The following is an 18,612-nucleotide window of genomic DNA, read 5'->3' as shown; positions in this document are numbered from 1 at the left end:
ATGACCAAACAAGTCTCCATCACCCGTCGCCTGGAGTTCGATTCCGGCCACCGTATCCCTAGCCATGGCGGCCAGTGCCGCAACATTCATGGCCACCGCTACCGCCTGGACCTGACCCTGTCGGGCGAAGTCCTGCACAAGGAAGGCGCCTCCGACGACGGCATGATCCTCGACTTCGGCGACATCAAGACGCTCGCCAACGAGCATCTGGTCTCGAAGTGGGACCACGCCTTCCTGATCTACCGGGGCGATACGGCGCTGCTGAACTTCCTCCAGTCGATGGAAAACCACAAGACCGTGGTGCTCGAGTCCATTCCCACGGTGGAGAACCTTGCCCAGGTGGCGTTCGACATCCTCGCGCCCGTGTTCAAGGACTGCTTTGGCCACCATCTGCAACTGACCCGCCTCGTGCTGTTCGAAACGCCGAACTGCTGGGCCGAAGTTAGCGCGCCGGTACGCCTGCCCGCGCAGGACTGATCCGGGCCGATGTCCGATCCGATGTCCGATCTGCTGCCCCAGACCTTCCCCGATCCCGACGCGCGCGACCGTTTCTACATGGCCGCCGCGCTGGAAGAGGCGCGTCTGGCCGAAGCAGCGGGCGAGGTGCCGGTGGGCGCTGTGGTGGTCTGGAACGACAGGATCATCGCGCGCGGCCACAACCTGCCGATCCGCTCGATGGACCCGTCCGCCCACGCCGAGATGCAGGCGCTGCGCGCCGCCGCCCAGGTGCTCGGCAACTACCGCATGCCCGAGTGCGAGCTGTATGTGACGTTAGAGCCCTGTGCGATGTGCTCGGGCGCCATCCTCCACGCCCGCCTGCGCCACGTGGTCTTCGGCGCGACCGACCCCAAGACCGGCGCGGCCGGCAGCGTGGTGGACCTGTTCGCGCAGGCCACGCTCAATCATCAGACCACGGTGGCCCGGGGGGTGATGGCCGACGAATGCGGCCAGATGCTGCGCGATTTCTTTGGCGCGCGGCGCCGTGCGCAGAAGTCGGCACGCGTTAAAATCGCGGCTCCAGATTCTGGTGCAGAGAATTAAGGTCCATGAGCAGCCAATCGATCGAAGTCCGCCTGATTGCGTCTTCCGGTTACCCCCATGATGTGGCGATTGCGGCACGTGGATGCGCCTGGCTCAAGCATCACGGCTATCACGTGGGCAACCCCGACGTGCTGGCCCGCCGCTACCTGCGCTTCGGCGGTACGGACGCCGAACGGCTGGCCGACCTCCACGCCATCGGCACCGGTGCGCAGCGCGAACTGACGCTGGCCGTGCGCGGCGGCTACGGGCTGGGGCGGCTGCTCGGCAAGATCGATTTCGCGCGGATTGCCGACCAGGCGCGCGCCAGCGGCACGCCCATCGTCGGGCATAGCGATTTCACGGGGTTTCAGCTTGCCTACCTCGCCGCCACCGGGGGCGTGACGTTTGCCGGCCCGATGCTGCTGGCCGACTTCGGCGCCGAACCGGTGGACGCGTTCATGTGGCAGCACTTCGAGGCTATCCTGCGCGACCCGGCCTACACGGTCACGGTGGAGGCCCCGCAGGCGCTGGCACGCCCCGTGGCCGTGGACGGCACGTTCTGGGGCGGCAACCTCGCCATGCTGTGCAGCCTGCTTGGCACCCCCTACATGCCGAAGATCGACGGCGGCATCCTGTTTCTCGAGGACATCAACGAGCCGCCGTACCGCATCGAGCGGATGCTGCTGCAACTGGCGCAGGCCGGCGTGCTGGCCCGCCAGCAGGCACTGGTGCTGGGCGATTTCTCCAATTACCGCACCACGGACTACGACAACGGCTACGACATGGACGCCGTGTTCGACTACGTGCGTGCCGAAGTCGGCATTCCGGTGCTGACCGGCCTGCCGTTCGGCCACTGCCCGCGCAAGCTGACGCTGCCGGTGGGCGCGCAGGCCCGCCTGACCGCCCAGGCGGACGGCTTCACGCTGGCCCTGTCCGGCTACCCGACGCTGTAACCGTCACAACGCGCCGCGCCCGCCGGTAATCGCCCGAGCAATCCCCGCTAACGGCCCGCGAGTGGTAAAATCTCCGGTTATTTCCGCATTTTTGCCAGGCCGGACGCGCTGATGGGCAGGTCTTCCACGCGATCCCCCAACCCTGGCAGGCCCGGGCCCGCCAGGGCGGCGCAGGCGCCCCGCGCAGCCTCCCTCTACGCACCCATACGCATTCAAAGGTTCCAGACGTGCTTTCTACCGCAAACATCACCATGCAGTTCGGCCCCAAGCCGCTGTTCGAGAACATCACGGTCAAGTTCGGTGAAGGCAACCGCTACGGCCTGATCGGCGCGAACGGCTGCGGCAAGTCCACCTTCATGAAGATCCTTGGCAGCGACCTCGATCCCTCGTCGGGCCAGGTCATGCTGGAGCCGGGCGTGCGCCTGGGCAAGCTGCGCCAGGACCAGTTCGGCTATGAAGACAACCGCGTGCTGGACGTGGTGATGATGGGCCATACCGAGATGTGGGCCGCCGCGAGCGAGCGCGACGCCATCTACGCCAATCCGGAAGCCACGGATGAGGACTACATGAAGGCGGCCGAGCTGGAAGCCCGCTACGCCGAGTTCGACGGCTACACCGCCGAGGCGCGTGCCGGCGAACTGCTGCTGGGCGTGGGCATTCCCACCAGCCAGCACCAGGGCCCGATGAGCGACATCGCTCCCGGCTGGAAGCTGCGCGTGCTGCTGGCCCAGGCGCTGTTCTCGAACCCGGACGTGCTGCTGCTCGACGAACCGACCAACAACCTGGACATCAACACCATCCGCTGGCTGGAAGACGTGCTCAACGAGCGCAATTCCACGATGATCATCATCTCCCACGATCGACATTTCCTGAATTCGGTGTGCACGCACATGGCCGATATGGACTACGGCACGCTGAAGGTCTACCCGGGCAACTACGACGACTACATGGAAGCGTCGATGCAGGCCCGCGAGCGCCAGCTGGCCGCCAACGCGCGTGCCAAGGAGCGCATCACGGAACTGCAGGACTTCGTGCGCCGCTTCTCGGCCAACAAGTCCAAGGCCCGCCAGGCCACGTCGCGTGCGAAGCAGATCGACAAGATCAAGGTGGAGGACATCAAGCCGTCGTCGCGCCAGAACCCGTTCGTGCGCTTCGAGTTCGAGAAGAAGCTGCATAACCTGGCGGTGGAGGTGGAGGGCATCACCAAGACCTACGACCGCAAGATCATCAACAACCTGACGCTGGCGATCCAGGCCGGCGAGCGCGTGGCGATCATCGGCGAGAACGGCGCCGGCAAGACCACGCTGCTGCGCAGCCTGCTGAACAATATTGTCCAGACTGGCGTGCAGCGCGGCGTGGAAGTGGACCGCGGCGAAGTGAAGTGGGCCGAGAACGCCAACGTTGGCTACATGCCGCAGGACACGTACGAAGAATTCCCGGTGGACCGCGACGTGATGGACTGGATGAGCCAGTGGACGCAGGCCGGCGACGACGACCAGTCGCTGCGCGGCACGCTGGGCCGGCTGCTGTTCTCGGCCGACGATATCAAGAAGAACGTCAAGGTGCTGTCCGGTGGCGAGAAGGGCCGCATGATCTGGGGCAAGCTGATGCTGGGCCGCCACAACGTGCTGGCCATGGACGAGCCGACCAACCACATGGACATGGAGTCGATCGAGTCGCTGCAGATCGCACTGGACAAGTTCACCGGCACCCTGATCTTTGTTTCGCACGACCGCGAACTGATCAACGGCCTGGCCACGCGTGTGATCGAAGTCCGCACGGACGGCACGATCACCGACTACCTCGGCACGTACGACGAGTACCTGGAGTCGCAGGGTATCGCGGCTTAAAGGAACTCCGAGCCGGAACACCGAGCCGGAACGCCCCTCTCCCATGGGGGAGGGGCGTTGTTCTTACCTGGCGGCCACCCCCTGCGCCGCCAGCATCGCATCCAGCTGGTCCAGAATCGCCCTTGCGGTGATCTCTCCCTTGGCCTTCTGCAAGGCCGCGGCCAGTGCCTCGCGCAACGCGGCCAGTTCGGCCACCGTTCCCGCCTTTTCCACCTTCACCTGCAAGACGTAGCCGCGCAATCCAAGATGATTGCCGATCACATCGGTATAGAAGTGGTAAAGCTGCTTGTAGCCGTCCGCGCCGCCCACTGCTACCGGCGTCGGGGCGATGGCGGTATCGGCGAGCACGTCGTCGAGTCCCTTGCCGAGTGCCGAATACGCCGCAAACAGATTGGTGTCCGGCGGGCCAGAGCGGGCCGGGCGTTGTGTGGTGGCGGTTACCGGCGGGGCAACGGGTTTGGCCGCTTCCGAGGCATCCGCCACCACCAGCCCCAGTTCCACCAGCGTGTCCAGCGCTTCCTCCCCGACCCCCATCCCGCCCACCTGCGCCAGCAACGCCGATTTGCGGCGTTCGCCATTCACGATAAGCAGCAGCGCGCGCAGCTTGTGATCGAGCTTTCGGGCACGTGTGCGAATCTCCTCCTGACCTGCCTCCGTCTTCTGAAAGACCGGATCGACCATGTCTCGCTCCTCTTTTCTTTGTTTTCGATGGGCGGCATGCGCCCGGAATCAAACAAAATCCGAGTTGGCATTCCGCTCTACAATGTGAGGCACCCTAAAAGTAACAAAAAATTGCAACCGCCGATTCACCTATCGAGAACTGTGGCCATGCAACAACGAGACAAACTTTTCATCAACGGCAAGTGGATTCAGCCCCATGGCAGCGGGCTGATCGATGTGGTTCATTCCGCCACCGAGGCGGTAATGGGCAAGATTCCCGAGGGCGACGCCCGGGATGCCGAGGACGCCATCGCCGCCGCGCGGGCCGCCTTCGACGGCTGGTCCAACACGCCGCCGGCCGTGCGCGCCGGCTATATCCGCAAGATCGCCGAAGGGCTCAAGGACCGTACCGAGGAACTGGCGCAGCTGATTGCCGGCGAAGTGGGCATGCCGATCAAGCTGGCGCGGGCCATCCAGGTGGGCGGGCCGGTCTATAACTGGGGCCAGGCCGCCTCGCTGCTGGAGCAGTTCCAGTTCGAGGAACAGGTCGGCAATTCGCTGGTGGTGCGCGAGCCCGTGGGCGTGGTGGCCGCGATCACGCCGTGGAACTACCCGCTGAACCAGATCACGCTGAAGGTGGCGCCGGCGCTGGCCGCCGGCTGCACCGTGGTGCTCAAGCCGTCCGAGGTGGCGCCGCTGAACGCCTTTGTGCTGGCCGAGGTGATCGAGGCCGCCGGCCTGCCGCCGGGCGTGTTCAACCTCGTCACCGGCTATGGCCCGATCGTGGGCGAAGTGCTGGCGAGCCACCCCGAAGTGGATATGGTGTCGTTCACCGGCAGCACGCGCGCCGGCAAACGCGTGTCCGAGCTGGCCGCGCAGTCGGTCAAGCGCGTGGCGCTGGAGCTGGGCGGCAAGTCCGCCTCGGTGATCCTGGACGACGCGGACCTGCCGCAGGCCGTCAAGGGCACCATCAACGCCTGCTTCCTGAACTCGGGCCAGACCTGCTCGGCCCATACCCGCATGCTGGTGCCGCGCGCCCGCTACGACGAGGTCAAGGCCATCGTCGCGAAGGTGGTGGAGAACTTCACGCTTGGCGACCCGCTGGCGGAGACCACGCGTCTCGGCCCGCTGATCTCGGCCGTGCAGAAGGAGCGCGTGACGGGCTATATCCGGCGCGGGCTGGAGGAGGGCGCCGAACTGCTGGCCGGCGGCCCGGATGCCCCCGAGGGGCTCGGCAAGGGCTTCTTCGTGAAGCCGACGGTGCTCGGCAACGTTGATCCGAAGGCGACCGTGGCGCAGGAGGAGATCTTCGGCCCGGTGTTGACCGTAATCTGCTATGACACCGAGGAAGACGCCGTGCGCATCGCCAATGACAGCGTCTACGGACTCGGCGGCGGGGTGTGGTCTGGCGACGAGGCCCGCGCGATCCGCGTGGCACGGCGCATCCGCACCGGTCAGGTGGACATCAACGGCGGCCCGTTCAACATGAACGCGCCGTTCGGCGGCTTCAAGCAGTCCGGCAACGGGCGCGAGGCCGGCAAGTACGGACTCGAGGAATTCCTCGAATACAAGTCGCTGCAACTGAAGAAGCCCGCCTGACGGGCGCTTCCTGGCGTTGCATCGCATGCCCGGCACGTCCGGGCATTTTTTTCTGGCGCCGGAATCTGCGATGCTTCGCTCTTTGATGGATCCCAATCGAACCCGATCGAACCAATCGAACCAATCGATCCCAATATTTCGGAGGAATACGATGCGCTGGTGGAAACGGCTCGGCGGCTGGCTGCTCTCGCTCCTGTTGCTGCTGGTGACGGGCGCCGTGGGCGGCTATGCCTGGTATCGCCAGGCTTCGCAGCCGGATACGGCCGGCACGCTGATCCTGCCCGGCCTGCATGACCGCGTGGTGGTGGTGCGGGACCGCAACGCCGTGCCGCACATCCAGGCCGCCCATGCGCTGGACGCCTACTACGCGCTCGGCTACGTCCACGCGCAGGACCGGCTCTGGCAGATGCAGATGAACAAGCGCGTGGTGGCGGGCCGGCTGGCGGAAATCCTCGGCCCGGGCGCGCTGGACACCGACCGCTTCCTGCGCACGCTGGGAGTGCGGCGCAATGCCGAGGCCATCCTCGCCCAGACTTCCCCCGAGACCCGCGCCGCGCTGCAAGCCTATGCCGATGGCGTGAACGCGTTCATCGACACGCGCAAGTCCGCGCTGCCGCCCGAGTTCCTGATCCTCGGCACCAAGCCGGAGCGCTGGGAGCCCGCCGACACGCTCGGCTGGCAGACCATGATGGCGTGGGATCTGGGCGGCAACTGGACGCAGGAAGTGCTGCGCATGGGGTTGGCCCAGCAGCTGCCCACGTCCCGCATTGCCGAGATCCTCGCTCCCTATCCGGGCGACCCACCGCTGCGCACCATGGACTACGCGGCCTTCTATCGCCATCTCGCGCCCGTGGCCACGGCCATGGCGAGCGTGGTGGAGCGGGCGCCGGCAAGCTATGTAGAGGGGATGGGATCGAACAACTGGGTGGTCTCCGGCGCCCACACGGTCAGCGGCAAGCCCTTGCTGGCCAATGATCCGCACCTGGGGCTGCAGGCGCCGTCACTCTGGTATTTCGCCCAGATGCAGGCGCCGGGGCTCGATGTGACCGGCGCCACGCTGCCCGGCATTCCGCTGGTCGTGCTCGGCCATAACGCGCGCATTGCCTGGGGTTTCACCAATACCGCGCCGGACGTGCAGGACCTCTATATAGAAAGGATCGATCCGGCGCACCCCACCCGCTACCAGACGCCGGACGGCTGGGCGGAGTTCGAGACCCGCACCGAGACCATCCGCGTGAAGGGGGCCCCGGACGTGGCCCTGACCGTCCGGGCCACGCGCCACGGCCCGGTGCTGTCCGACGTGGCCGAGCCGCTGACCATTGCCGCCAAGCCGCTGGGCGCCCAGTACGTGGTGGCGTTCCAGTGGACCGCGCTGCGCCCGGACGACAAGACCTTCGAAGGCGGCCTGAAGCTGGCCGCCGCGCGCGACTGGAACACCTTCCTGGCGGCGATGCGCGACCTCCACGCGCCGCAGCAGAACATCGTCTATGCCGATGTGGACGGCAATATCGGCTATATCGCGCCGGGCCGCGTGCCGCTGCGCCGGGCGGACAACGACCTGAAGGGCCTCGCGCCGGCGCCGGGGTGGGATGCGCGCTACGACTGGACCGGCTTCGTGCCGTTCGACGCGCTGCCGCGCCGCTTCAACCCGCCGGACGGCATGATCGTGACGGCCAACCAGAAGATCGTGGCCGACGACTACCCGTACTTCATCACCAGCGAGTGGACCGTGCCGTACCGCCACGACCGCATCCGCGCGCTGCTGGAGGCCACGCCGCGCCATACGCCGGACAGCTTCGCCGCCATTCAGAAGGACGTGGTCTCGCTGGCCGTGCGCGATGCCTTGCCACTGCTGCTGGCCGCCCCCGTGGCCAGCGACGCCAAGCGCCCGGACCGCGAGCGCGCCCTGTTCGAGGCCCTGCGCAAGTGGGACGCCACCATGGCGGCAGACCGCGCCGAGCCGCTGGTCGCCACCGCATGGCTGCGCGAGTTGTCGCGCCTGCTGTTCGAAGACAAGCTGGACGAGACCCAGTTCAACCGGCTCTGGGACCAGCGCAACGTGCAGTTGCCGATGCTCAACGCGCTGCGTGCCCCGCGCGGCGCCGGTGCGTTCTGGTGCGACAACACCCGTACGCCGGCGCACGAGACCTGCGCCGAAACCATCGGCCTGGCCTGGCAGCGCGCCATCGCCGACCTGGACGCCCGCTATGGCAGCAATCCGGAAACATGGCGCTGGGGCCAGGCCCATACCGCGCGCGCCGAGCACAAGCCGTTCGGCAAAGTTTCGTACTTGTCAGGTTTTTTTAACGTGCGCGTGCCGACCGGCGGTGATACGTATACGGTGGATGTCGGCCGCCACAGCCTGCGTGACGAGGCCGCACCTTTCGAGAGCGTACATGCGGCCAGCCTGCGCGCGATCTATGACCTTTCAGATTTGTCCCATTCCCGCTTCATGACGTCGACGGGACAATCGGGCAATGCCTTGTCTCCGCACTACCGCGACTGGACCGAGCGGTGGGCGGCGGTACAGTTCATTACGATTGGCGCGCCACGCCGCAATCCCGGCGGCGACGCGTTCGACACACTGGTGCTCCGGCCAGCCGGCGCACCCTAAGCTTCAGGAGAGTTGACGATGACCGAGACCCGACGCCGCACCGACGTAATCCAGCATGTGCCGTTCGAGCATGCCGGCGTGATTGCCAATGCCGTGCGCGACCGCGGGCACGAGATCCGCGTGTTCCAGGCCGGCGTGGACGACCTGACGCTGGTCGCGGCCGATCCGGCGGACCTGCTGGTGGTGCTGGGCGGGCCGATCGGCGTCTATGAAACCGAGGCCTATCCGTGGCTGGAGGCCGAGATCGCGGTCATCCGCGAGCGGCTCGGCACGCGGCGGCCCATGATCGGCGCCTGCCTGGGCGCGCAGTTGATCGCGGCGGCGTCTGGCGCGCGCGTCTATCCGGGCACGCGCGAGATTGGCTGGGGGCCGGTCACGCCGACCGAAGCCGGCCTGCGCTCGCCGCTCGCGGCCCTGGCGGACGCGGACTGGCAGGTGCTGCACTGGCACGGCGATACCTTCGACCTGCCGGCCGGCGCCGAACTGCTGGCCTCCACCGCCGGCACGCCGCACCAGGCGTATGCGATCGGCCAGCACGTGCTGGCGCTGCAATTCCACCCCGAGGTGCTGCCCAGCGACATCGAGACCTGGCTGATCGGCCATACGGTGGAACTGGCCAAGGCCGGCATCGACCCGCGCACCATCCGCCGCCGTACGGCCGAGATCGGCGCCACTGTGGCGGCCGCCGGGGAACGCATGTTCATGCGCTGGCTCGACGAGGCCGGGCTGTGACGGTGCAGGTCATCGACATCGCCATTGATGCCTTGCTCGCCGGCAAGGTGCGCCCATTCGGCCCGAAGGCAGTGCCAAGCGGCATCGACAAGCAGTTGCAGGACGGCCCGCTGCGCGTGACCACGCGCGGGCTGGCCGGGGACGAGCAGGGCGATCCGCGCCATCACGGCGGCCCGGAAAAGGCCATTCACCACTATCCGCGCGACCATTACCCGGCCTGGGCGGCCGAACTGGCCGCAGAGGAGGGCGTGACCGTGACCGATGTACTGTCGCGCCCTGGTGCCTTCGGCGAAAACCTGAGCACCCGGGGTTTGACGGAGGCGGACGTGTGCATTGGCGACCAGTTCCGGCTCGGCTCGGCGCTGGTGGAGGTCTCGCAGGCGCGACAGCCATGCTGGAAGCTCAATCACCGCTTTGGCTACGCGGGCATGTCGCGCGCGGTGCAGCAGAGCCAGCGCACGGGCTGGTACTACCGGGTGGTCGAGGAGGGCGAGGTACGCGCCGGGGACCGGCTGGTGCTGGCCGCGCGGCCCTATCCGCAATGGACCCTGCAGCGGCTGCTGCACGTGCTCTATGTCGACCGGCTCAACCACGCGGCGCTGGCCGAGATGGCGGAACTGGCGCCGCTGGCGGAAAGCTGGCGAAAACTCGCCCGCGAGCGCGTGGCGCGGCGCGAAGTCGAGGATATGGAGAAGCGGCTGACCGGGGTCATCCCCGGATCCCTCAGCCCTGGCTGAAGCGGCGCGCGGTGCCCTCGCGCGTGATGCGGTCCCAGATCACCTGCTTTTCGGCATCGGAGTAGAACACCCAGTTACTGACCTCGGCGGCGGTGCGGCCGCAACCCTGGCAGATCTCATCGAACAAGGTGGAGCAGATGCCGATGCAGGGGCTGTCGGGCCGGTCGCTGAGACCCTGGGCTTCGGTAATGTCGGACGGTTCGGCAGGCATGCAGAGGCGGGGCGGGAACGGCAGGAACGATTGGGGGGCCATTATACCGGCCGACGCCCCGGCGGCTGGGTGTGCTGCCGGAGGCTCAGGACGTTCAACTACCCATCAGGTCATTGAGCGAATGGGCAGCGCCGGCTACGCTGGGTGGAATCGAATTCGTCCCATGCCGTATGTTCTGGAGCCTTGCCATGCCTGAATCGACCGTGGACCCGCGTCTGGCCGCGATGGTGGCGTCCGTGCTGATGGAATCGCCGGTGGCGCGCACGCTGGGCATCCGCCTGGATGCGCTGGCGGTAGACCGCGTGGAACTGGTGCTGCCGTTCAGCCCGAACAACGTCACGGTGCGCAAGGTCGTGCATGGCGGAGTGATCGCCACGCTGATCGACGTGGCTGGCGCCGCGGCTGCGTTCTCGAACGTGGATCTGGAGGTGGTACGCGGCGGCGCCACCGGGGCGCTGTCGATCCAGTATCTGGCGCCCGCCGATGGCGTGGCCTTGCGCGCGGTGGCGGAGGTGATCCGCCGGGGCAAGCGGCAGGTGTCGCTCGAGGTATCGGTCTACGCCGACGGCGCCGACGAGGGGCCGCTGGTGGCCAAGGCGCTGATGACCACGGCGCTGTTTTGAGGGGGCAGTGAGGATGCCCCCTCCCGCAAGCAGGAAGGGGCGGGGGACATCAATACTTCCAGAACATCTGCTGCAGCGCCTTCGGGTCGTTGGTCTTGGTCAGCGCCAGCGCCATCAGGATGCGAGCCTTTTGCGGGAGTTGGTCGTCGGTGACGATCCAGTCGTACTTGTCGTCCGGCTGCTCGGCGTTGCGCACCACCACGCCGCTGCCCGTGCGCGAGGCGCGCACGATCTGCACGCCCTTGGCGCGGGCCGCCTTGAGCGGCTCCACCATGTAGTCGCCCACGCTGCCGTTGCCGGTGGCGGCATAGACGATGGCCTTGGCGCCATTCTTCACTGCCGCGTCGATGCTGGCCGGGTTCACGTTGCCGTAGGCGTAGACCACGGCCACTTCGGGCAGCTTGTCGATCTTGTCGATGTCGAACTCGGTCTGCGTGGTGTGCGGGCGGGCCAGCGTGCGGTAGTACAGCGTGCGGCCTTCCACCACATAGCCGAGCGGGCCGAACGGCGAGCGGAAGGTCTCGGTCTTGAACGTGTTGGTCTTGGTCACGTCACGGCCGGTGTGGATCTCGTCGTTGAGCACCACCAGCGTGCCCTTGCCGCGCGACTCGGGCCGGGAGGCCACCAGCACCGCGTCATACAGGTTCAGCGCGCCATCGGCGCCCAGCGCCGTACCCGGCCGCATCGAGCCGACTACCACCACCGGCTTGTCGCTCTTGAGCGTGAGGTTCAGGAAGTACGACGTTTCCTCGATGGTGTCGGTGCCGTGCGTGATGACGATGCCATCCACATCCGGTTGCTTCAGCAGTTCGGACACGCGCTTGGCCAGCTTCAGCAGGCGCTCGTTGTTGAAGCTTTCCGAGCCGATCTGGAAGATCTGCTCGCCCTTGACGTTGGCGACCTTCGAGATCTCGGGCACCGAGGCGATGATCTTGTCCACCGGCACCACGGCCGACTGGTAGGCCGCCGTGTTGGTGGCCGATGCGCCGGCGCCGGCGATGGTGCCGCCCGTGCCGATGATGACCACATTGGCCTTGCGCGCCTCGGCGGGGGCGGCAGCGGTGGTGGCCGGGGCCGCGCCCGGGGCCGGAGCCAGTTGCGCATGGGCCAGGCCGGACATCAGCCCGGCGGACAGCAGCAGTGCGGCGATGGGTGTTGCCATCGGCTTGACAAGCGATTTCAGGCAGGCAGTACGTTGCATGATGCTCCTCATGTCGGCAGGTTCGGGCGTCTTGTGGAAGCGCCGCCCCGTGTCTTCGATTCATGGATACCGTCCGGCGTCGGACGGAGCGAGCACTATACCCACCGGCGCGGGTTGCGTCGACAACCGCCACGCCAGTGAGATAGCCCGCAAACGTATGCCCCATAAGACAAAGCGGCATCCTCCCCGGGGGGAAGGATGCCGCTTTTTAGAGGAATTACGAGTCCGGGACGAGTCGGGCGAAAGGATCAGAAAGCGTCGCCCGGCACGCGCACCCAGCCTTCCATCAGCACGCGTGCGCTGCGGCTCATGATGGCCTTGGTGACGGTCCACTGGCCGTCGGCCTGGCTGGCCTGCGCGCCCACCCGCAGCGTGCCGGACGGATGCCCGAAGCGCACGGCCTCGCGCTCGCCGCCGCCGGCTGCGAGGTTGACCAGCGTGCCCGGCACCGCCGCCGCAGTGCCGATAGCCACCGCCGCCGTGCCCATCATGGCGTGGTGCAGCTTGCCCATCGACAGCGCGCGCACCAGCAGGTCCACGTCGCCGGCGTTGACGGCCTTGCCGCTGGACGCCGTGTACGTGGCCGGCCGCGCCACGAACGCCACCTTCGGCGTGTGCTGGCGCCGCGCGGCTTCGTCGATGTCACGGATCAGCCCCATGCGCTTTGCACCGTACGCCCGGATGGTCTCGAACATCGCCAGCGCCTTCGGGTCGCCGTTGATGGCGTCCTGCAGCTCCGTGCCGGTGTAGCCGATGGCGTCGGCATCGACAAAAATCGTCGGAATGCCGGCGTTGATCATCGTTGCCTTGAGCGTGCCCACGCCGGGCACTTCCAGGTCATCGACGAGGTTGCCGGTCGGGAACATCGCGCCGCCGCCATCATCGCCTTCCTCGGCGGGGTCCATGAACTCCAGTTGCACCTCGGCGGCCGGGAAGGTCACCCCGTCCAGCTCGAAATCACCGGTTTCCTGCACCGCGCCGTCCGTCACCGGCACGTGCGCGACGATGGTCTTGCCGATATTGGCCTGCCAGATCCGCACGGTGACCACGCCGCTGCCGCTGCGCGGGATGCGTGCGGCATCGATAAAGCCGTTGCTGATGGCAAACGGCCCCACGGCGGCGGAGAGGTTGCCGCAGTTGCCGCTCCAGTCGATGAACGGCTGGTCGATCGACACCTGGCCGAACAGGTAGTCCACGTCGTGGTCCGGCCGCGTGCTGGCACTGATGATGACCGTCTTGCTGGTGCTCGACGTGGCTGCGCCCATGCCGTCGATCTGCTTGCCGTACGGGTCCGGGCTGCCGATGACGCGCATCAGCAGCTTGTCACGCGCCGCGCCGGGCACGCGCGCGGCCTCGGGCAGGTCCTGCAGGCGGAAAAAGACGCCCTTGCTGGTGCCGCCACGCATGTAGGTGGCGGGAATCTTGACTTGCGCTACGTGAGTCATGCTTCGTCCAGTTTCCGGTGAATTCCCATCAAGCTGCGGCACGCGCCGATTCCAGGAAGTCCTGCGCAAACCGTTGCAGCACGCCGCCGGCCTCGTAGATCGACACTTCCTCGGCGGTGTCCAGCCGGCACTGCACGGGTACATCCACGCGCTCGCCGTTCTTGCGATGGATCACCAGCGTCAGCTCCGCGCGCGGCTTGCGGGCGCCGACGATGTCGAACGTCTCGGTGCCGTCCAGGCCCAGCGAGGTGCGGTTCACCCCCGGCTTGAACTCCACCGGCAGCACGCCCATGCCAATCAGGTTGGTACGGTGAATGCGCTCGAAGCCCTCGGCCACGATGGCCTCAACGCCGGCCAGCCGCACGCCCTTGGCCGCCCAGTCACGCGACGACCCCTGGCCATAGTCGGCCCCGGCCACCACGATCAGCGGCTGCTTGCGCTCCATATAGGTCTCGATGGCTTCCCACATGCGCACAACCTTGCCTTCCGGCTCGATCCGCGTCAGGGACCCCTTCTTGATCGCGCCATCCACCACCGCCATCTCGTTGATGAGCGTGGGGTTGGCGAAGGTGGCGCGCTGGGCGGTCAGGTGGTCGCCCCGGTGCGTGGCGTACGAGTTGAAGTCTTCCTCGGGCAGGCCCATCTTCGCCAGGTACTCGCCGGCCGCGCTGTTCAGCATGATGGCGTTCGACGGCGACAGGTGGTCCGTGGTGATGTTGTCACCGAGCACTGCCAGCGGCCGCATGCCCCGCAGCGTACGCTCGCCGGCCAGCGCGCCTTCCCAGTACGGCGGACGGCGGATGTAGGTGCTCTGGGCGCGCCAGTCGTAGAGCGGGCTCACGGCCTCGCCCTGGTCCACCGAGATGGCGAACATCGGCTCGTACACCTTGCGGAACTGCTCCGGCTTCACGCTCTTGGCGACGATTTCGTCGATTTCCTCGTCGCTCGGCCAGATGTCCTTCAGGTAGACCGGCTTGCCGTCGGCGTCCTTGCCCAGCGCGTCGCGTTCGATGTCGAAGCGGATCGTGCCGGCGATGGCGTAGGCCACCACCAGCGGCGGCGAGGCCAGGAACGCCTGCTTGGCGTACGGGTGGATGCGGCCGTCGAAGTTGCGGTTGCCGGACAGCACTGCCGTGGCGTACAGGTCGCGGTCGACGATCTCCTTCTGGATCACCGGATCGAGCGCGCCGGACATGCCGTTGCAGGTGGTGCAGGCGAAGGCGACGATGCCGAAGCCGAGCTTTTCGAGGTCCGGCAGCAGCTTGGCTTCCTCGAGATAGAGTTCGACGGCTTTCGAGCCCGGCGCCAGCGACGACTTGACCCACGGCTTGCGCGTCAGCCCGTGCGCGTTGGCGTTGCGAGCCAGAAGTGCCGCCGCAATCACGTTGCGCGGGTTGCTGGTATTGGTGCAGCTGGTAATGGCGGCGATGATGACCGCGCCATCGGGCATTTGGCCCGGCACGTCGTCCCAATGCCCGGCGATGCCGCGCGCGGCCAGGTCGGACGTCGGCAGCCGCTTGTGCGGGTTCGACGGGCCGGCCATGTTGCGGACTACGGTGGACAGGTCGAAATGCAGCGTGCGCTCGTACTCGGCGTTGGCCAGCGAGTCCGCCCACAGGCCGGCGGTCCTGGCGTAGGTTTCCACCAGCGCGACCTGCGCGTCCTCGCGGCCGGTCAGGCGCAGGTAGGACAGCGTCTGCTCGTCGATATAGAACATCGCGGCCGTGGCGCCGTACTCGGGGGCCATGTTCGAGATGGTCGCGCGATCGCCCAATGTGAGGCTTGAGGCACCTTCGCCGCGGAATTCCAGATAGGCGCCGACCACCTTCTCCTTGCGCAGGAACTCGGTCAGGGCCAGCACGATGTCGGTGGCGGTAATGCCGGGCTGGCGCTTGCCGGACAACTCCACGCCGACGATGTCAGGCAGGCGCATCCACGACGCGCGGCCCAGCATCACGTTTTCGGCCTCCAGGCCGCCCACGCCAATGGCGATCACGCCCAGCGCGTCCACGTGCGGCGTGTGGCTGTCAGTGCCGACCACGGTATCGGGGTAGGCCACGCCCTGTTCGGCGTGGATCACCGGCGACATCCGCTCCAGATTGATCTGGTGCATGATGCCGTTGCCCGGCGGGATGACGTCCACATTGCGGAACGCCTTCTTGGTCCAGTTGATGAAATCGAAACGGTCTTCGTTGCGCCGGTCTTCGATGGCGCGGTTCTTGGTGAACGCATCGGGATCGAAGCCGCCGCATTCCACGGCGAGCGAGTGATCGACGATCAGTTGCACCGGCACCACCGGGTTGACCAGCGCGGGGTCGCCGCCCTGGTCGGCAATGGCGTCGCGCAGGCCGGCCAGGTCCACCAGCGCGGTCTGGCCCAGGATGTCGTGGCAGACCACGCGCGCGGGGAACCATGGGAAGTCCAGCTCGCGCTTGCGCTCGATCAATTGTTGCAGCGAGGCGGTCAGCGTGGCCGGGTCGCAGCGGCGCACGAGGTTCTCGGCCAGCACGCGCGAGGTGTAGGGCAGCTTGTCATAGGCGCCCGGCTGGATGGCTTCCACGGCGGCGCGCGCGTCGAAGTAGTCCAGTTTGGTGCCGGGCAGCGGCTTGCGGAAGGCAGTGTTCATGGCGTGGGGTAGTTATGGAGCGTCCGTGGCGGGCGGCGCGGGGCAGGGCGCCCCGCGCGGCACCGGTCAGCGCTTCTCGATCGGCACGAACTTGAGGTTCTCGGGCCCCGTGTAGTTGGCGCTCGGGCGGATGATCTTGTTGTCGATCCGCTGCTCGATGATGTGCGCGGCCCAGCCCGAGGTGCGGGCGATGACGAACAGCGGCGTGAACATCGCCGTCGGCACGCCCATCATGTGGTAGCTCACGGCGCTGAACCAGTCGAGGTTCGGGAACATCTTCTTGGCGTCCCACATCACCGTTTCCAGGCGCTCGGCGATGCTGAACATCTTGGTCGAGCCGGCGTCCTTCGACAGCTTGCGCGCCACTTCCTTGATCACCTGGTTGCGCGGGTCGCCGGTGGTGTACACCGGGTGGCCGAAGCCGATCACGACTTCCTTGTTCTCCACGCGGCGGCGCACGTCGGCCTCGGCTTCGTCCGGGGTGTCGTAGCGCTTCTGGATCTCGAACGCCACTTCATTGGCGCCGCCATGCTTCGGGCCGCGCAGTGCGCCGATGGCGCCGCAGATCGACGAATGCATGTCCGAGCCCGTGCCGGCAATCACGCGGGCCGTGAAGGTGGAGGCGTTGAACTCGTGCTCCGCGTAGAGGATCAGCGAGGTCTGCATCGCGCGTTCCCACAGCTTGGACGGCGCCTTGCCGTGCAGCAGGTGCAGGAAGTGGGCGCCGATGGAATCATCGTCCGTCTCCACCTCGATGCGGCGGCCGTTGTGGCTGTAGTGATACCAGTACAGCAGCATCGAGCCGAGGCTGGCCATCAGCTGGTCCGCGATGTCGCGCGCGCCCGGCGTGTTGTGGTCGTCCTTCTCGGGCAGCACGTTGCCGAGGACCGACACGCCCGTGCGCATCACATCCATCGGGTGGGCGCTGGCCGGTACCCATTCCAGCGCGGCCTTGACGTTGGCGGGCAGGCCGCGCAGGGACTTCAGCTTGGCCTTGTAGGCGGCCAGTTCGGACTTGGTCGGCAGCTTGCCGTGCACCAGCAGATGGGCGATTTCCTCGAATTCGCAGGTATCGGCGATGTCCAGGATGTCGTAGCCGCGATAGTGCAGGTCATTGCCGCTGCGGCCCACGGTGCAAAGCGCGGTATTCCCCGCGGTCACGCCGGACAGGGCGACGGACTTCTTGGGCTTGGGCGTGGCGAGCGGTTGAGCTTCGGACATTGTGGGTCTCCTTGTTGGTCTGGGTGCTGATTGGTGCAGATGGGTGCAGATAGTGGTAGGTCGATGCGGATGGTGTCGCGCGGAATGGCTTACTTGGCCTTGCCCTGCGCGAACAGCGCGTCGAGCTTCTGCTCGTAATCATGGTAGCCGATGCGCTCGTACAGTTCGGCGCGGGTCTGCATGGTGCTGACCACGTTCTTTTGCGTGCCGTCCCGGCGGATCGCCTCGTACACGTTCTCGGCGGCCTTGTTCATGGCGCGGAACGCGGAGAGCGGGTAGAGCGACATCGCCACGCCCACGCTGCGCAGGTCGTCGAGCGTGAAATACGGGGTGGCGCCGAATTCGGTCAGGTTGGCCAGCACCGGCACCTTCACGGCATCGACAAAACGGCGGTACATGTCGAGGTCGGTCATGGCTTCGGGGAAGATGGCGTCGGCGCCGGCTTCCGCGCAGGCCACGGCACGTTCGATGGCCTTGTCGAGGCCTTCCACGGCCAGCGCGTCGGTGCGGGCCATGATGACGAAATTCTCGTCCGTGCGGGCATCGACGGCGGCCTTGATGCGGTCGACCATTTCGCCCTGGGTGACGATTTCCTTGCCCGGACGGTGGCCGCAGCGCTTGGCGCCGACCTGGTCCTCGATGTGCATCGCGGCGGCACCGAACTTGATCAGCGAGCGCGTGGTGCGGGCCACGTTGAAGGCCGAGGCGCCGAAGCCGGTATCCACGTCCACCAGCAGCGGGGTGTCGCAGACATCGGTAATGCGGCGGATGTCGGTCAGCACGTCATCCAGGTTGGAGATGCCCAGGTCGGGCAGGCCGAGCGAGCCCGCGGCCACGCCGCCACCGGACAGGTAGATGGCGCGATAACCCGCGCGCTTGGCCAGCAGCGCGTGATTGGCGTTGATGGTGCCGGGAATCTGCAGCGGGCTTTCGTCGGCCAGGGCCTGGCGGAAGCGGGCGCCAGCGGAGCGGGCGAGTTCGGAGGCGGAATAGGTCATGGGCGTGTGCTTGGAATGTTCTGGAATCTCATTGAGAGCGGCCAGATAGAGCGCAAGGGGTGTGCCATGCGAACGCGGGTGTTCCGAAACGATCGTGCGAAAATGGATATTTGCTTTTAAAT

16 protein-coding genes are annotated in these 18,612 nt (G+C 66.8%); 9 read left to right on the top strand and 7 right to left on the bottom strand.

Annotated features, from left to right (window positions below):
• From KHO18_RS09520 to KHO18_RS09505, 4 genes are all read left to right on the top strand, one after another.
• Positions 1–477, top strand: a complete 477-nt coding sequence (locus KHO18_RS09520; RefSeq protein WP_211943072.1) for a 6-pyruvoyl trahydropterin synthase family protein — start codon at positions 1–3, stop codon at positions 475–477.
• 9 nt (positions 478–486) lie between these two features.
• The gene (gene tadA / locus KHO18_RS09515) at positions 487–1,041 is read left to right on the top strand and encodes a tRNA adenosine(34) deaminase TadA (protein WP_377731459.1); all 555 of its coding nucleotides are present in this window, start codon (positions 487–489) and stop codon (positions 1,039–1,041) included.
• A gap of 5 nt (positions 1,042–1,046) precedes the next feature.
• The gene (gene ldcA / locus KHO18_RS09510) at positions 1,047–1,973 is read left to right on the top strand and encodes a muramoyltetrapeptide carboxypeptidase (RefSeq protein ID WP_211943071.1); all 927 of its coding nucleotides are present in this window, start codon (positions 1,047–1,049) and stop codon (positions 1,971–1,973) included.
• Between the two features lie 227 nt (positions 1,974–2,200).
• Positions 2,201–3,823, top strand: a complete 1,623-nt coding sequence (locus KHO18_RS09505; RefSeq protein WP_144195123.1) for an ABC-F family ATPase — start codon at positions 2,201–2,203, stop codon at positions 3,821–3,823.
• Positions 3,824–3,886: 63 nt separating this feature from the next.
• Here KHO18_RS09505 and KHO18_RS09500 read toward each other — a convergent pair whose 3' ends face one another.
• A complete protein-coding gene (locus tag KHO18_RS09500) occupies positions 3,887–4,504 on the bottom strand; it encodes a hypothetical protein (protein WP_211943070.1) in 618 nt (205 codons plus the stop codon).
• A 147-nt stretch (positions 4,505–4,651) separates the two neighbouring features.
• On the opposite strand from KHO18_RS09500, the gene KHO18_RS09495 reads away from it, so the two are divergent.
• The 4 genes from KHO18_RS09495 (at position 4,652) to KHO18_RS09480 (ending at position 10,165) form a co-directional block, all read left to right on the top strand.
• The gene (locus KHO18_RS09495) at positions 4,652–6,082 is read left to right on the top strand and encodes an aldehyde dehydrogenase family protein (protein WP_211943069.1); all 1,431 of its coding nucleotides are present in this window, start codon (positions 4,652–4,654) and stop codon (positions 6,080–6,082) included.
• A gap of 151 nt (positions 6,083–6,233) precedes the next feature.
• Positions 6,234–8,696 (top strand): penicillin acylase family protein, encoded by a 2,463-nt coding sequence (locus KHO18_RS09490; RefSeq protein WP_211943068.1) that lies wholly within the window; start codon positions 6,234–6,236, stop codon positions 8,694–8,696.
• Positions 8,697–8,714: 18 nt separating this feature from the next.
• The gene (locus KHO18_RS09485) at positions 8,715–9,428 is read left to right on the top strand and encodes a glutamine amidotransferase (RefSeq protein ID WP_211943067.1); all 714 of its coding nucleotides are present in this window, start codon (positions 8,715–8,717) and stop codon (positions 9,426–9,428) included.
• Complete coding sequence (locus tag KHO18_RS09480) at positions 9,425–10,165, top strand: MOSC domain-containing protein (RefSeq protein ID WP_144195133.1); 741 nt, start codon at positions 9,425–9,427, stop codon at positions 10,163–10,165. The genes KHO18_RS09485 and KHO18_RS09480 overlap by 4 nt, the downstream gene beginning before the upstream one ends.
• On the opposite strand, the gene KHO18_RS09475 is transcribed toward KHO18_RS09480, so the two are convergent.
• A complete protein-coding gene (locus KHO18_RS09475; RefSeq protein ID WP_144196212.1) occupies positions 10,152–10,376 on the bottom strand; it encodes a DUF1289 domain-containing protein in 225 nt (74 codons plus the stop codon). The genes KHO18_RS09480 and KHO18_RS09475 overlap by 14 nt on opposite strands.
• A gap of 188 nt (positions 10,377–10,564) precedes the next feature.
• Here KHO18_RS09475 and KHO18_RS09470 point away from each other — a divergent pair, with 188 nt between their 5' ends.
• Complete coding sequence (locus KHO18_RS09470; protein WP_144195135.1) at positions 10,565–10,999, top strand: PaaI family thioesterase; 435 nt, start codon at positions 10,565–10,567, stop codon at positions 10,997–10,999.
• Positions 11,000–11,048: 49 nt separating this feature from the next.
• Here the strand turns inward: KHO18_RS09470 and KHO18_RS09465 are convergent, their stop codons facing one another.
• The 5 genes from KHO18_RS09465 to prpB all read right to left on the bottom strand — a co-directional run bounded on the left by KHO18_RS09465 (position 11,049) and on the right by prpB (position 18,490).
• Positions 11,049–12,200: an asparaginase gene (locus tag KHO18_RS09465; protein WP_144195137.1), complete on the bottom strand. Its 1,152-nt coding sequence runs from the start codon at positions 12,198–12,200 to the stop codon at positions 11,049–11,051.
• A gap of 248 nt (positions 12,201–12,448) precedes the next feature.
• Positions 12,449–13,645 (bottom strand): 2-methylaconitate cis-trans isomerase PrpF, encoded by a 1,197-nt coding sequence (gene prpF, locus KHO18_RS09460; RefSeq protein ID WP_211943066.1) that lies wholly within the window; start codon positions 13,643–13,645, stop codon positions 12,449–12,451.
• 28 nt (positions 13,646–13,673) lie between these two features.
• Positions 13,674–16,271 (bottom strand): Fe/S-dependent 2-methylisocitrate dehydratase AcnD, encoded by a 2,598-nt coding sequence (acnD, locus tag KHO18_RS09455; protein WP_211943065.1) that lies wholly within the window; start codon positions 16,269–16,271, stop codon positions 13,674–13,676.
• A 66-nt stretch (positions 16,272–16,337) separates the two neighbouring features.
• A complete protein-coding gene (prpC, locus tag KHO18_RS09450; RefSeq protein WP_144195143.1) occupies positions 16,338–17,492 on the bottom strand; it encodes a bifunctional 2-methylcitrate synthase/citrate synthase in 1,155 nt (384 codons plus the stop codon).
• An 89-nt stretch (positions 17,493–17,581) separates the two neighbouring features.
• Positions 17,582–18,490, bottom strand: coding sequence for a methylisocitrate lyase (gene prpB, locus KHO18_RS09445; RefSeq protein ID WP_144195145.1), 909 nt, complete (start codon positions 18,488–18,490; stop codon positions 17,582–17,584).
• Positions 18,491–18,612: the final 122 nt, after the last annotated feature.

The organism is Cupriavidus campinensis (assembly GCF_905397395.1).
Taxonomy (GTDB): domain Bacteria; phylum Pseudomonadota; class Gammaproteobacteria; order Burkholderiales; family Burkholderiaceae; genus Cupriavidus; species Cupriavidus campinensis.
Note: the sequence above shows the minus strand (reverse complement) of the source record. Positions and strands in the feature narration are given on the sequence as shown.